This window comes from Streptomyces sp. P9-2B-2, assembly GCF_030406865.1.
Taxonomy (GTDB): Bacteria; Actinomycetota; Actinomycetes; order Streptomycetales; family Streptomycetaceae; genus Streptomyces; species Streptomyces platensis.
The window spans coordinates 6600852-6614254 of the sequence record NZ_CP129126.1 but is presented as its reverse complement, the minus strand read 5'-3'; the positions used below and the strand labels follow the sequence as shown (position 1 = coordinate 6614254).

10 protein-coding genes are annotated in these 13403 nt (G+C 69.3%); 3 read left to right on the top strand and 7 right to left on the bottom strand.

The annotated features are described in order from the left end of the window. Positions 1–152: 152 nt before the first annotated feature. Positions 153–911, bottom strand: a complete 759-nt coding sequence (gene thyX / locus QT196_RS29220) for an FAD-dependent thymidylate synthase (protein ID WP_168481655.1) — start codon at positions 909–911, stop codon at positions 153–155. A gap of 232 nt (positions 912–1143) precedes the next feature. Between thyX and QT196_RS29215 the strand changes: the two genes are divergently transcribed. Together QT196_RS29215 and QT196_RS29210 are read left to right on the top strand one after the other, a co-directional pair. Continuing rightward, positions 1144–1380: a hypothetical protein gene (locus tag QT196_RS29215; protein WP_168481654.1), complete on the top strand. Its 237-nt coding sequence runs from the start codon at positions 1144–1146 to the stop codon at positions 1378–1380. A 101-nt stretch (positions 1381–1481) separates the two neighbouring features. Continuing rightward, positions 1482–2033, top strand: coding sequence for a hypothetical protein (locus QT196_RS29210; protein ID WP_290355993.1), 552 nt, complete (start codon positions 1482–1484; stop codon positions 2031–2033). A gap of 92 nt (positions 2034–2125) precedes the next feature. Here QT196_RS29210 and QT196_RS29205 read toward each other — a convergent pair whose 3' ends face one another. The 6 genes from QT196_RS29205 to eccD form a co-directional block, all read right to left on the bottom strand. Continuing rightward, entirely contained in the window at positions 2126–2581 is a 456-nt protein-coding gene (locus tag QT196_RS29205) for a hypothetical protein (RefSeq protein WP_168481652.1), read from the bottom strand. A gap of 5 nt (positions 2582–2586) precedes the next feature. Next, complete coding sequence (gene dapB / locus QT196_RS29200; protein WP_168481651.1) at positions 2587–3339, bottom strand: 4-hydroxy-tetrahydrodipicolinate reductase; 753 nt, start codon at positions 3337–3339, stop codon at positions 2587–2589. 37 nt (positions 3340–3376) lie between these two features. After that, complete coding sequence (locus tag QT196_RS29195; protein ID WP_085927390.1) at positions 3377–4756, bottom strand: pitrilysin family protein; 1380 nt, start codon at positions 4754–4756, stop codon at positions 3377–3379. Continuing rightward, a complete protein-coding gene (locus QT196_RS29190) occupies positions 4753–6972 on the bottom strand; it encodes a polyribonucleotide nucleotidyltransferase (protein ID WP_168481650.1) in 2220 nt (739 codons plus the stop codon). Before QT196_RS29190 ends, QT196_RS29195 begins: the two co-directional genes overlap by 4 nt. Before the next feature lie 297 nt (positions 6973–7269). Continuing rightward, positions 7270–7557, bottom strand: a complete 288-nt coding sequence (gene rpsO / locus QT196_RS29185) for a 30S ribosomal protein S15 (protein ID WP_006602744.1) — start codon at positions 7555–7557, stop codon at positions 7270–7272. Between the two features lie 156 nt (positions 7558–7713). Further along, positions 7714–9180, bottom strand: a complete 1467-nt coding sequence (gene eccD, locus QT196_RS29180) for a type VII secretion integral membrane protein EccD (protein WP_168481649.1) — start codon at positions 9178–9180, stop codon at positions 7714–7716. 254 nt (positions 9181–9434) lie between these two features. Here eccD and eccCa point away from each other — a divergent pair, with 254 nt between their 5' ends. Continuing rightward, a complete protein-coding gene (gene eccCa / locus QT196_RS29175; protein ID WP_168481648.1) occupies positions 9435–13391 on the top strand; it encodes a type VII secretion protein EccCa in 3957 nt (1318 codons plus the stop codon). Positions 13392–13403 lie beyond the last annotated feature (12 nt).

Below are 13403 nucleotides of genomic sequence, written 5' to 3'. Positions count from 1 at the left end.
AGCAAGGATGTGGACACCGGCACTGCCTGCTCGGGGGTTCAAGCAGTGCCGGGTCCGTCTGTTCAGCGTAAATGAACTTCTCAAAATGCCGCAATCCGGACACTTCGCACGTCTGTCCTGCGCGCTCCCGTAACCGGCCCGCGGCCTGGGCCTTACGGAGCGATCCGGCCATTCGCATTGAATGCGCCGTACGTGAGCGGCATGAGCTTGGCCCAGTGAGCCTCCATCTGCTCGCCGACCATCTCGATCTCGCGCTGCGGGAAGGACGGCACCTTCGCCTGCTCGTGCTGCGTCCGCAGGCCCAGGAAGTGCATCAGGGAGCGGGCATTGCAGGTCGCGTACATCGAGGAGAACAGGCCGACGGGGAGCACCGCGCGGGCGACCTCGCGGGCGACGCCGGCGGCGAGCATCTCCTGATACGCCTCGTAGGCCCGGCGGTAGGAGTCCTCCATGACGCGGCCGGTGAGCTCGGCCTGCTCCTGGGTGCCGTCGACGAATTCGTACTTGCCGGGGCGGCCCTGCTGGACGAGCTTGCGGGACTCACCGGGGACGTAGAAGACCGGATCCAGCTGGCGGTAGCGGCCGGATTCCTCGTTGTACGACCAGCCGACGCGGTGCCGCATGAACTCGCGGAAGACGAAGATCGGTGCGCTGATGAAGAACGTCATGGAGTTGTGCTCGAACGGGCTGCCGTGCCGGTCCCGCATGAGGTAGTTGATCAAGCCCTTGGAGCGCTCCGGGTCCTTCTGGAGCTCCTCCAGGGACTGCTCGCCGGCCGTGGAGACACGGGCCGCCCACAGCACATCGCTGTCCGCGGCGCTGTGCTTGACCAGCTCGACCGTCACCTCACTCCGGAAGCTGACGGCTGCGCTGTCGGGGCTCGCAGCGCTCTCGGCAGGGGTCTGGGACACCGGCGGTTCCTTCCATTCGTTCCTCGTGCGCGACCACCCTACGACCCGCCACTGACAGCTCAGGAAATGCGACATGATGTCGTGTTAGCCGCAAAACGGGCGCTCTTTAGCAGCCTGCGGAGCGCCAGTTGATATTTTTCACAGAAGTCTCGGAAAACGGGCACCAACCGGACTCCGCAGACGTCTAACCCTGTGACAGTGCCCACTTCGAGGTTCCTAGGAGAGCCCGCTCATGTTCCGCCGGCGAGAGCCCGTCCCGTTCGCCTTCGTTGCCGAGGCAGACCGGTTCCGCAGCAATGTCACTCCCCCGCCGCGACAGCGCGCTTCCCGCGCGCAGCTCCTCGGCCAGTCTCTCATCACGCTGACAGTCGTGGGTGGCCTGGCCGGCGCCCTGCTGTTCGGCGTTCCCGCCCTGTCGCAGGACAGTTCCGGGGCGAGCCGGGTGCATCAGTCCGAGGCACATCGCTGAACGGGCGGGCGGGGCGTGCCGGAAAGTGGTTCCGCTCCGCCGGTCCCGATAGCCTCACCGGTCACAGCTTGCAACAGCGTGCCCATGAGTGAGGATCAGCCGTGCCCCTGCCCTTCCTGACGGCCGACCGCGACCTCGACACCGGGGCCGCGGAGACCGCCGCACTGCCGCACGACGAGCCCGACCACTGGCGCCGTCCCTACCGCCCCGGACCGTGGCGGGTAGGGGCGGCGGCGGTGCTTTTGCTGCTCGCCTCGTTCGTTCTGCTCTCCGCGATGATCATCGCGATGGCCGGCTCGTTGCCCGGCGCCGCGGCCTGTGCGGCCGTGGGGGCGCTGATGATCGCCCTCGCCCTGCGACTGCTGCGCGTCGGCCTGTGGGTCAGCGCGCAGGGTCTGCGCCAGGTGAACCTGCTGCGTACGGCGACCGAGCCGTGGAGCGGCATCGCCACCGTGCGCACCCGCCAGCAGCCGGTGCGCTGGCTGGGACTGCCGCGGACGGTGCAGGGCCAGGCCCTGATCATCGAGCGGACGCAGGGTGAGCCGCTGCGCACCCTGATCACCGACCACAACGGCGACTTCCTGTCCCGTCCGGAGGCCTTCGAGCAGGCCGCGGACGTCCTGGAGGCCTGGGCGGCGGAGCACCGCGGCTGAGCCTTCGATGTTCGTCCGTTGTGGCGCCCGCCGGACGCCGGACGCCGCACGCCTACGGGGCAGGACCGGTCGGCCCTGCCCCGTAGAACAGCTCAGGCAGCCGGGACGGCCTTGTCGTCGTGCAGGGCGATGGCGCGCTGCATCGCCTTACGGGCGCGCGGGGTGTCCCGGGCGTCGTGGTAGGCCACCGCGAGCCGGAACCACGTACGCCAGTCGCCGGGCGCTTCCTCCGTCTCGGCCTGCCGCCGGGCGAAGACCGCGTCGGCCGCGTCCCGGTCGATCCGGCCGCCGGGGGTGCGCTGGAGCTCGTCGGCCGGCAGTGCGCCCTCGGCCTCCAGCACCCGCGCCAGCCTGTTGGCGTCGCGGGCGAAGCGGGTGTTGTGCCAGAGGAACCAGCCGCCGATGCCCGGCAGCAGGAAGGCCACCGCTCCCATGCCCATGGCCGCCGGCTCGCCGGTCAGCAGGAGGAGGACGCCCTCCAGCGCCACCACGCCGAACACCAGGATCAGCACGGTGGCGAGGAAGAAGTACGTGATCTTTCCGCCCATACCCGTCAGCCCAGGTCGAGGAAGTTTTCCAGGCCCACGGTCAGGCCCGGAGTGGTCACCACCCGGCGCACACCGAGCAGGATGCCCGGCATGAAGCTGCTGTGGTGGAGGGAGTCATGGCGGATGGTGAGGGTCTCGCCCTCGCCGCCGAAGAGCACCTCCTGGTGGGCCAGCAGACCGCGCAGCCGTACGGAGTGCACGGGGACGCCGTCCACGTCCGCGCCGCGGGCGCCGTCCAGCGCGGTGCTGGTGGCGTCCGGCTGCGGGGCGCAGCCGGCCTCCTCACGGGCCTTGGCGATCAGCTGGGCGGTGCGGGCGGCGGTGCCGGACGGGGCGTCCGCCTTCTTCGGGTGGTGCAGCTCGACGACCTCGGCCGACTCGAAGAACCGGGCCGCCTGCTGGGAGAACCGCATGGTCAGCACCGCGCCGATGGAGAAGTTCGGGGCGATGAGCACGCCCGCCCCGGGCGAGGCGGCGAGCGAGGTGCGCAGCTGCGCGAGGCGCTCATCGGTCCACCCGGTCGTCCCGACCACCGCGTGGATCCCGTGACGCACACAGAAGTCGAGGTTGCCCATCACCGCGCCGGGGTTGGTCAGCTCGACCACGACCTGGGCGCCGGCCTCGACCAGCGTCTCCAGCTTGTCGCCCCGGCCCAGCCCGGCGACCAGCTCCATGTCCTCGGCGGCCTCGACGGCCCGTACGGCCTCGGAGCCGATGCGTCCCTGGGCTCCCAGTACGGCCACGCGCAGCTTGCTCATCGTTTCCCGTCTCTCTCTTGGTGTATCGCAGCGGCGCCTATGCGACGACGTCGTCCAGCCGGGCCGCCTGCCGGTCCTTCAGCGGGCCGATGACGGACAGCGAGGGACGGGTGCCCAGGACGTCCCGGGCCACCTCGCGCACCTCGTCCGGGGTGACGGCGGCGATCCGCGCGAGCATCTCGTCGACCGACATCTGCTCGCCCCAGCACAGCTCGCTCTTGCCGATGCGGTGCATCAGCGCGCCGGTGTCCTCCAGGCCGAGGACGGTTGAGCCGCGCAGCTGGCCGATCGCGCGGTGGATCTCGTCGTCGGTGAGGCCCTGGGCCGCCACCTGGTCGAGTTCGTCGCGGCAGATCTTGAGGACGTCGTGCACCTGGTTCGGACGGCAGCCGGCGTAGACACCGAACAGCCCGCAGTCGGCGAAGCCCGAGGTGTACGAGTACACGCTGTAGGCCAGGCCACGCTTCTCGCGGACCTCCTGGAAGAGGCGGGAGCTCATCCCGCCGCCCAGGGCGGTGTTCAGCACGCCCATCGCCCAGCGCCGGTCGTCGTTGCGCGCCATCCCGGGCATCCCGAGGATCACATGCGCCTGCTCGGTCTTGCGGTTGAGCAGTTCGACGCGGCCGGCGGTGCGGATGGCGCGGTTGCCGGAGCGCGGCGCCATCGGGACGGCGTCCGTCCGGTCCAGGGCCCCGGCCTGCTCGAAGGCGCGGCGGACCAGGCGGACGACCTTGGCGTGGTCGATGTTGCCGGCGGCCGTGACGACGAGGTGGGTGGGGTCGTAGTGCTTCTTGTAGAAGCGGCGGATGCGCTCGGGGGTGAGGGCGTTGACGGTGTCGACGGTGCCCAGGACCGGGCGGCCGAGCGGGGTGTCACCGAGCATGGTGTGCGCGAACAGGTCGTGCACACAGTCGCCCGGGTCGTCCTCGGTCATCGCGATCTCTTCGAGGATGACGCCGCGCTCGGCGTCCACGTCCTCGGCCTCCACCAGCGAGCCGGTGAGCATGTCGCACACCACGTCTATGGCGAGCGGCAGATCGGTGTCCAGCACCCGCGCGTAGTAGCAGGTGTACTCCTTCGCGGTGAAGGCGTTCATCTCGCCGCCGACCGCGTCGATGGCGGCGGAGATGTCCAGCGCGCTGCGCCGCTCGGTGCCCTTGAAGAGCAGGTGCTCCAGGTAGTGCGTGGCGCCGTTCAGAGACGGGGTCTCGTCACGGGAGCCGACGTTCGCCCAGATCCCGAAGGTGACGGAGCGGACCGTCGGCAGGGTCTCGGTGACGATGCGCAGACCGCCGGGGAGGGTGGTCCGGCGGACCGTGCCGGCGCCCGCGGTGCCCTTGAGAAGCGTTTGGGTACGGGCGACGGCCCGCCCCTCCGTGGAGGTGCGGGCCGTCGTCGTGTGCGTACGGGACGTCACTTGGCGGCGTCGTCCTTCGTGCCTTCGGCCGCATCCTCTTCCTCGATCACGGGGATCAGGGAGAGCTTGCCGCGCTGGTCGATCTCGGCGATCTCGACCTGGACCTTGGCGCCGACCGCGACCACGTCCTCGACGTTCTCCACACGCTTGCCACCGGCGAGCTTGCGGATCTGCGAGATGTGGAGCAGGCCGTCCTTGCCCGGGAGCAGGGAGACGAACGCACCGAAGGTGGTGGTCTTGACGACCGTGCCCAGGTAGCGCTCGCCGACCTCCGGCATGGTCGGGTTGGCGATGCCGTTGATCGTGGCGCGGGCGGCCTCGGCGGCCGGGCCGTCGGCGGCACCGATGTAGATGGTGCCGTCGTCCTCGATCGTGATGTCGGCGCCGGTGTCCTCCTGGATCTGGTTGATCATCTTGCCCTTGGGGCCGATGACCTCACCGATCTTGTCCACCGGGATCTTGACGGTGATGATCCGCGGGGCGTTCGGGGACATCTCGTCCGGAACGTCGATGGCCTCGTTCATCACATCGAGGATGTGCAGACGGGCGTCGCGGGCCTGCTTGAGCGCGGCGGCCAGGACGGAGGCCGGGATGCCGTCCAGCTTGGTGTCCAGCTGGAGGGCGGTCACGAAGGTCTTCGTGCCGGCGACCTTGAAGTCCATGTCACCGAAGGCGTCCTCCGCACCGAGGATGTCGGTGAGGGCGACGTAGTGGGTCTGGCCGTCGATCTCCTGGGAGATCAGACCCATGGCGATACCGGCGACCGGGGCCTTGAGGGGCACACCGGCGTTCAGCAGCGACATGGTGGAGGCGCAGACCGAGCCCATGGACGTCGAGCCGTTGGAGCCCAGCGCCTCGGAGACCTGGCGGATCGCGTAGGGGAACTCCTCGCGGGTCGGCAGGACCGGCACGATGGCGCGCTCGGCGAGCGCGCCGTGGCCGATCTCGCGGCGCTTGGGCGAGCCCACGCGGCCGGTCTCACCGACGGAGTACGGCGGGAAGTTGTAGTTGTGCATGTAGCGCTTGCGGGTCACCGGGGAGAGGGTGTCCAGCTGCTGCTCCATGCGGAGCATGTTGAGGGTGGTGACGCCCAGGATCTGGGTCTCGCCACGCTCGAACAGCGCGGAACCGTGCACCCGCGGGATGGCCTCGACCTCGGCGGCGAGCGTACGGATGTCCGTGACGCCACGGCCGTCGATGCGGACCTTGTCCTTGATGACGCGCTCGCGCACCAGCTTCTTGGTCAGCGCGCGGTAGGCACCGGAGATCTCCTTCTCGCGGCCCTCGAACTGCGGGAGCAGCTTCTCGGCAGCGATCTCCTTGATGCGGTCCAGCTCGGCCTCGCGGTCCTGCTTGCCGGCGATGGTCAGCGCCTGGGCGAGCTCGCCCTTGACGGCGGCGGTCAGCGCCTCCAGGACGTCGTCCTGGTAGTCGAGGAAGACCGGGAACTCGCCGACGGGCTTGGCGGCCTTGGCGGCGAGATCCGACTGGGCCTTGCACAGGACCTTGATGAAGGGCTTGGCGGCCTCGAGACCGGCGGCCACGACCTCTTCGGTCGGGGCCTCGGCGCCGTCCTTGACCAGCTGGACGGTCTTCTCGGTGGCCTCGGCCTCGACCATCATGATCGCGACGTCGCCGTCCGGGAGGACGCGGCCGGCCACGACCATGTCGAAGACGGCGTCCTCGAGCTCGGTGTGGGTCGGGAACGCCACCCACTGGCCGTTGATCAGCGCGACACGGGTGCCGCCGATCGGGCCGGAGAAGGGCAGGCCGGCCAGCTGCGTGGAGCAGGAGGCGGCGTTGATGGCGACCACGTCGTAGAGGTGGTCGGGGTTGAGGGCCATGATCGTCTCGACGATCTGGATCTCGTTGCGCAGGCCCTTCTTGAAGGAGGGGCGCAGCGGGCGGTCGATCAGGCGGCAGGTGAGGATCGCGTCCTCAGAGGGCCGGCCCTCACGACGGAAGAAGGAGCCGGGGATCTTGCCGGCTGCGTACATCCGCTCCTCGACGTCCACCGTCAGGGGGAAGAAGTCGAGCTGGTCCTTGGGCTTCTTGGAAGCGGTGGTGGCCGACAGCACCATGGTGTCGTCGTCCAGGTACGCCACGGCGGAACCGGCGGCCTGCTTGGCCAGGCGGCCCGTCTCGAAGCGGATGGTGCGGGTGCCGAAGGAACCGTTGTCGATCACGGCTTCGGCGTAGTGGGTCTCGTTCTCCACCAGGAATATCTCCTCGTATGTGTCCGCTGCCCGTGTGGCAGGGGACCGTCTTCGGTGGAGCGCCGGTACGGGCCGGTCTTCGATCGAAGCACCCGGGGTGAGAGCCATGAAGTGTCTCCATGGATCGTCCGGGGGCCACTACCGAGGACCGGCGGCCAGGTGGCGCTCCTACCGCGTTCGCTTTTTGCGATATGGCACCAGACTACAAAGCTTCCGTCCACCTCGCGGCGGGACGGGGTCCGGTGCGTATGGCAAAGGGAGCGGCCCCCGGGTGGGAACCGCTCCCTCTACGGCGTCTTACTTGGCGCCCGCCGCGCCGCGGCGGATGCCCAGGCGCTCGACCAGCGCACGGAAGCGCGTGATGTCCTTCTTCGCCAGGTACTGCAGCAGGCGGCGGCGCTGGCCGACGAGCAGCAGCAGACCACGGCGGGAGTGGTGGTCGTGCTTGTGGGTCTTGAGGTGCTCGGTCAGGTCCGAGATCCGGCGGGAGAGCATCGCGACCTGAACCTCGGGGGAACCGGTGTCACCCTCCTTGGTGGCGAACTCGGCCATGATCTGCTTCTTCGTAGCGGCGTCGAGCGACACGCGGTACTCCTCTTGGTTTCGGCCCGTGAGCGCCCCTGGATTTGCTGCACAGGGAATCTTGGATGACTCGACCGGACCGTCACACAGCGTACCAGCTGGCAACGGCCCCCCGACCGGCTGGTCGGGGGGCCGCGGAAAAGGCCGGTGAGCGGGGGCCTAGCTGCTGCTGGTGAGGCCGCGCACCGTGGCGTAGATGTCCAGGACCGCCAGGCACAGCGGCACCAGGGACAGCAGGACCAGACCGTCGAAGAGGTCGAAGATCCGGCCCCAGAAGGGGGTGACGCCCTTGCGCGGGACGACGAGGCCGACGCCCACCAGGAGGGCGGCGCCCGCCGCGATGCTGCTGGAGAACCAGACCGTGCGGATGTTCAGCGGGCCGGCGTCCCGGAAGCGCTCCAGCTCGACGAAGATCTCCGTCGGCGGGTTCAGCGCGATGCCCAGGATCAGCAGGACGATCGTGAGGATGCCCGCGATGGTCAGGCAGGCGACCTGCGCGGTGTAGTCGAAGAGCCGGGCGCGCAGCATGACCGTGATGCCCGCGGCCAGCGCCAGCAGCTGGGCCCACACGTTGTCGGAGAAGCCGAGGACCGCACCGGCCGAGCCGACGACCAGGGCGGCGCAGCCGGCGACCAGGCCGAGCAGCAGCTCGTGTCCGCGCTTGGCCTGGTTGCCGATCTTGACGAAGTCGACGGACTCGGTCTCGCTGCTGTTGTCGTACGAGCCCTTCGCGATCTGGTCGGGCGACTTGTAGCCGATCGGCAGCCTGGCGAAGCGGGCGGAGAGGCCGGGCAGCCAGGCGACCAGCGCGATGGCGACGACGGCGGTGACGGCGGCGACCTCGATGGGCGCGGCGTCGGTGAGGATCGCGGCGAAGACCGCGAGGGTGCCCATGGCGGAGAGGAACGCGGCGGCGACGAAGGGTGCGTCACCGCGCGGCAGCAGGACCACCAGGAGTGCGGAGGCGATAAGTACCGTCACACAGCCGACGAGGAGGTGCAGCCGGCCGGGGCCCGCGCCCTCCTCGACGGGGAAGATGCCGGAGCCGGCGAGCAGCAGGTGCGGGAGCGAGGCCAGGCCCAGCGCGATGGAGGAGCCGTGGTCGTCGTAGACGCGGGCGCGGACGCCGGCCAGGGCGACCAGGACGATGCCGACGACACCGGCGATGATGCCGGGCAGGCGGTGCATGTCGCGGTGCACGGGGTTCGAGAACCACAGGGCGAACGCCATCATCACGAGCAGGAGCACACCGGCGGAGAGGCCGACGACATGCATGAGGTCGTCGCTCCAGCGGCTGCGGTTGCGCTTGACCGCGGAGGCGACGGCGTCGGAGACATCGTCGAAGACCGGGAGCGGCAGCGACTCGGCGAACGGCTTCAGAAGAAGAAGGTCGCCGTCGAGGATCTGCTGCTGCGCGAGCGACTGCCCGGCGTCAAGTACCGTGCCGTCGCGGCGTACAAGGTGATAGCCGGTGGGGGCGCCCTCCGCCTGGGACTGACCGGAGAGCCGCAGAATCTCCGGGTAAATGTCCACGAGTGCGACGTCTTCCGGCAGAGCCACATCGATCCGTGCGTCCGGCGCGGCGACTGTGACCCGGCAAAAGCCGGTGCCAGTGCTCGTGCTCACCTGGCGGTTCCCCCTATCCGTTGGGCGTTTTGTCGCTTCGCGCGCCGTATATATAGAGCCGTCACTATGGGGCTGCGGCACGCTCGCGAGGCGTCAGCGTACCGTCCAATTCGGCGGCCGCCCCACCCACCCCGAGACTTGACGCTTAACAGTAGGATCAACGCCTGCGTCGGGCCAAGTACTTGGCTCGGGGGACCGTCGAATCCAACGGGGGCGGTCCGAGACTGCGAGATGCATGAAGGACTGATGCCTCGGTGAGCGTTGTCATCGTCAAGCGCCCGCCCCGCGCGCTGCCACCCCAAGTCCCCTCGGAGGAGGTGACACTCGAGGCACCTCCGGAGCTGCCGCGTGAGGGTGAATCAGAGAACATGCTGATGACCCTTATGCCCATGATGGGCATGGCGTCATCGGCGGGATTCTTGTTCATGGGCAATCAGCCGTTCATGAAAATCATGGGCGGCTTTATGGTGGCGTCCACTCTGGCAATGGCGATCGTGCAGATCGTCAAGGCCCGCCAAGGGCCTTCCGGGCAAATGCTCCAAGAGCGCCAGGATTACCTCAAGTACCTTACGCAGAAGCGAAAAGAGGTGCGGCGGACCGCGCGTAAGCAGCGGGACGCGCAGTTGTTCACCCACCCCGACCCGAGCCAGTTGTGGTCCATCGTGGCCGAGGGCAAACGCGTCTGGGAACGCCGGTCGAGCGACCCGGACTTCGGGCAGGTACGGCTGGGCCTCGGGCCGCAGCAGCTGGCCACTCCCCTGCGGGCCCCGGAGACCGCGCCGGTCGACGAGCTGGAACCGCTCACCGCGCATGCGATGAAGGAGTTCCTCGACAAGCACGGGCACTTGGACAACCTGCCGCTGGCGGTCTCGCTGCGCGCCTTCTATCACCTGACCGTCTCCGGCGACCCGGACACGGTCTACGCCGCCTCGCGCGCCCTCGTCGCCCAGCTGTGCACGCTGCACTCGCCCGAGGACCTGGTGGTGGCCGTCGTGGCCGCGCCCGGTGCGCAGGCGGAGTGGGAGTGGACGAAGTGGCTGCCGCACGTGCAGGACAAGACCACGGACGGCGCCGGATCGCGCCGGCTGGTCGTCGGCGACCTCGGTGAGATCGAGGAACTGCTGACGGACGACCTGGAGGGCCGCGGCCGGTTCAACCCGCAGGGCTCTCCGGTGACCGACGCCCCGCATGTGGTGATCGTGCTGGACGGCGGCGAGGTGCCGATGGACTCGGTGATCGCCGGGGCCGAGGGCCTTCAGGGCGTCACCATCCTGGAGGTCGTACCGGGCGATCTGGACGAGATCCGGGGCGGTCTGGCCGTCCAGGTCCAGCCGGGCAAGCTGGTGCTGGAGTCGGCCAGCGGCGCGGTCTACCACGGTGTCTGCGACACCCTGTCGATCGCCGAGTCGGAGGCGCTGGCGCGCCAGCTGGCCCCGCTGCGGGCGGGTTCGGGCGCGGACGGTGAGGAACCGCTGCTGTCGAACCTGGACTTCACCGATCTGCTGAACCTCGGTGACGCCGGTTCCGTCGATGTGTCGCGTACCTGGCGGCCGCGGACGCTGCACGAGCGGCTGCGGGTGCCGATCGGTGTCGACAAGGACGGCCAGCCCGTCATGCTCGACATCAAGGAGGCCTCGCAGGAGGGCATGGGCCCGCACGGTCTGTGTGTCGGTGCGACCGGTTCCGGTAAGTCCGAGGTGCTGCGCACCCTGGTGCTCGCGCTCGCGGTGACCCACTCCTCGGAGACCCTCAACTTCATCCTCGCGGACTTCAAGGGTGGCGCCACCTTCACCGGTATGTCCGAGATGCCGCACGTCGCGGCCGTCATCACCAACCTCGGTGAGGACGTCACCCTGATCGACCGCATGCGCGACTCGATCACCGGTGAACTCCAGCGCCGTCAGGAGCTGCTGCGCTCCGCGGGCAACTACGCCAACATCACCGACTACGAGAAGGCACGTGCCGCGGGTGCCCCGCTGGACCCGCTGCCGTCGCTGGTGATGGTGCTCGACGAGTTCTCCGAGCTGCTGACCGCGAAGCCCGACTTCATCGACATGTTCATCCAGATCGGCCGGATCGGCCGGTCGATGGGTGTGCACATGCTGCTCGCCTCGCAGCGCCTGGAAGAGGGCAAGCTGCGCGGTCTGGACACCTTCCTCTCCTACCGGCTGGGTCTGCGGACGTTCTCCGCGGCCGAGTCGCGGACCGCGATCGGTGTGCCGGACGCCTACCACCTGCCGAACGTCCCCGGTTCCGGCATCCTCAAGTACGACACCGAGACGATGGTCCAGTTCAAGGCCGCGTATGTCTCGGGTCCCTACCGCGGCCCGGGTGCCGGCGGCGGCCCCGGCGGCAGCCGGACCCGGCGTCTGCCGGTGCCGTTCACCGCGGCCCCGGTCGTCGAGCAGATCATCGAGGACCCCACCCCGGTCGAGCCGGCCGAGCCGGAGCAGGACGACGCGCTCGCCGACACCGTGCTCGACGTCATCGTCCAGCGCATGCAGGGCCAGGGCCCGCCGGCCCACCAGGTGTGGCTGCCCCCGCTGGACGAGCCGCCCACGGTCAACCAGCTGCTGCCGACGCTCGCGGTCACGCCCGAACGCGGTGTGCACGCACCGGAGTACACCGCGCTCGGCAAGCTCGTGGTGCCGGTCGCGCTGGTGGACAAGCCGTTCGAGCAGCGGCGTGACGTGATGTACCTGGACTTCTCCGCGGGCGCCGGTCACGGTCTCGTCGTGGGTGGTCCGCAGTCCGGTAAGTCCACGCTGATCCGGGCCGCCATCGCCTCGTTCGCGCTCACCCACACCCCGGCCGAGGTGCAGTTCTACTGCCTCGACTTCGGTGGCGGCGGCATGCTGAGCATGGAGGGCCTGCCGCACGTCGGTGGTGTCGCCTCGCGTCTGGACGCCGAGAAGGTGCGCCGTACGGTCTCCGAGGTCGTCGGCATCCTCAACGAGCGTGAGGAGTTCTTCCGGGCCAACAGCATCGACTCGATCAGCACCTACCGCCAGCGGCGGGCCTCGGGCGCCTACCCCGACCAGAAGTGGGGCGACGTCTTCCTGGTCATCGACGGCTGGGCGACGTTCAAGACCGACTACGAGCAGATGGACCCGGTGATCCTGGACATCGCCGCCCGTGGTCTCGGTTTCGGTGTCCACCTGATCATCGCCGGTGCGCGCTACACCGAGGTGCGGCCCGCGCTGCGCGACCAGCTCCTCAACCGTGTGGAGCTGCGCCTGGGTGACCCGATGGAGTCGGAGTTCGACCGCAAGCGCGCGGAGAACGTCCCGATGGGCAAGCCGGGTCGCGGTATGTCCCCGGAGAAGCTCGACTTCCTGGCGGCGCTGCCGCGGCTGGACGGGATGAGCGACCCGGAGACGCTCAGCGACGGCGTCGCGAACCTGGTGTCGACGGTCAGCGAGCACTGGCAGGGCGAGCCCGCCCCCGCGGTGCGGATGCTGCCGACGATGCTGCACGTCAACGAGCTGCCCAAGGGCAACGACTACCCGGACCACGGGATCGCGATCGGTGTCGACGAGACCACGCTGTCGCCGGCGTTCATCGACTTCGAGACCGACCCGCTGCTGGTCATCTACGGCGAGAGCGAGTCCGGCAAGTCGTCGCTGCTGCGGCTGCTGACCAAGCAGATCGCCGAGCGGTACCCGTCCGACAAGGCGCTGATGGTGGTCTCCGACTACCGCCGCGCGCTGCTCGGCGAGGTCCCCGAGAGCCATCTGTACAAGTACTGCGCCGCGGGGCCGCAGTTGCAGGAGGTCATCAGCGGGCTGGCCGGTTCGCTGGGCCGCCGGATGCCGGGCCCGGACGTCACGCCGGAGCAGCTGCGCAACCGCAGCTGGTACGACCTGCCGGACGCGTTCGTCATCGTGGACGACTACGACCTGGTGGCGACCAGCAGCGGCAACCCGCTCCAGCCGCTGCTGGAGTACCTGCCGTTCGCCCGTGACCTGGGCCTGCGCCTGATCATCGCGCGCAGCTCGTCGGGTGCCGGACGGTCGTCCTTCGAGCCGGTGATGCAGCGCACCAAGGAGCTCGGTGCGCAGGGTCTGATCCTCTCCGCCGATCCGGCCGAGGGGCCGCTGATGGGCAACATCAAGGGACAGAGACTGACACCCGGACGGGCCACGTTCGTCACGCGTAAGCGCGGTGCACAGCTGGTCCAGACGGGTTGGCTGCCGGCGAACAGCCGCTGACCGGGCACAGAC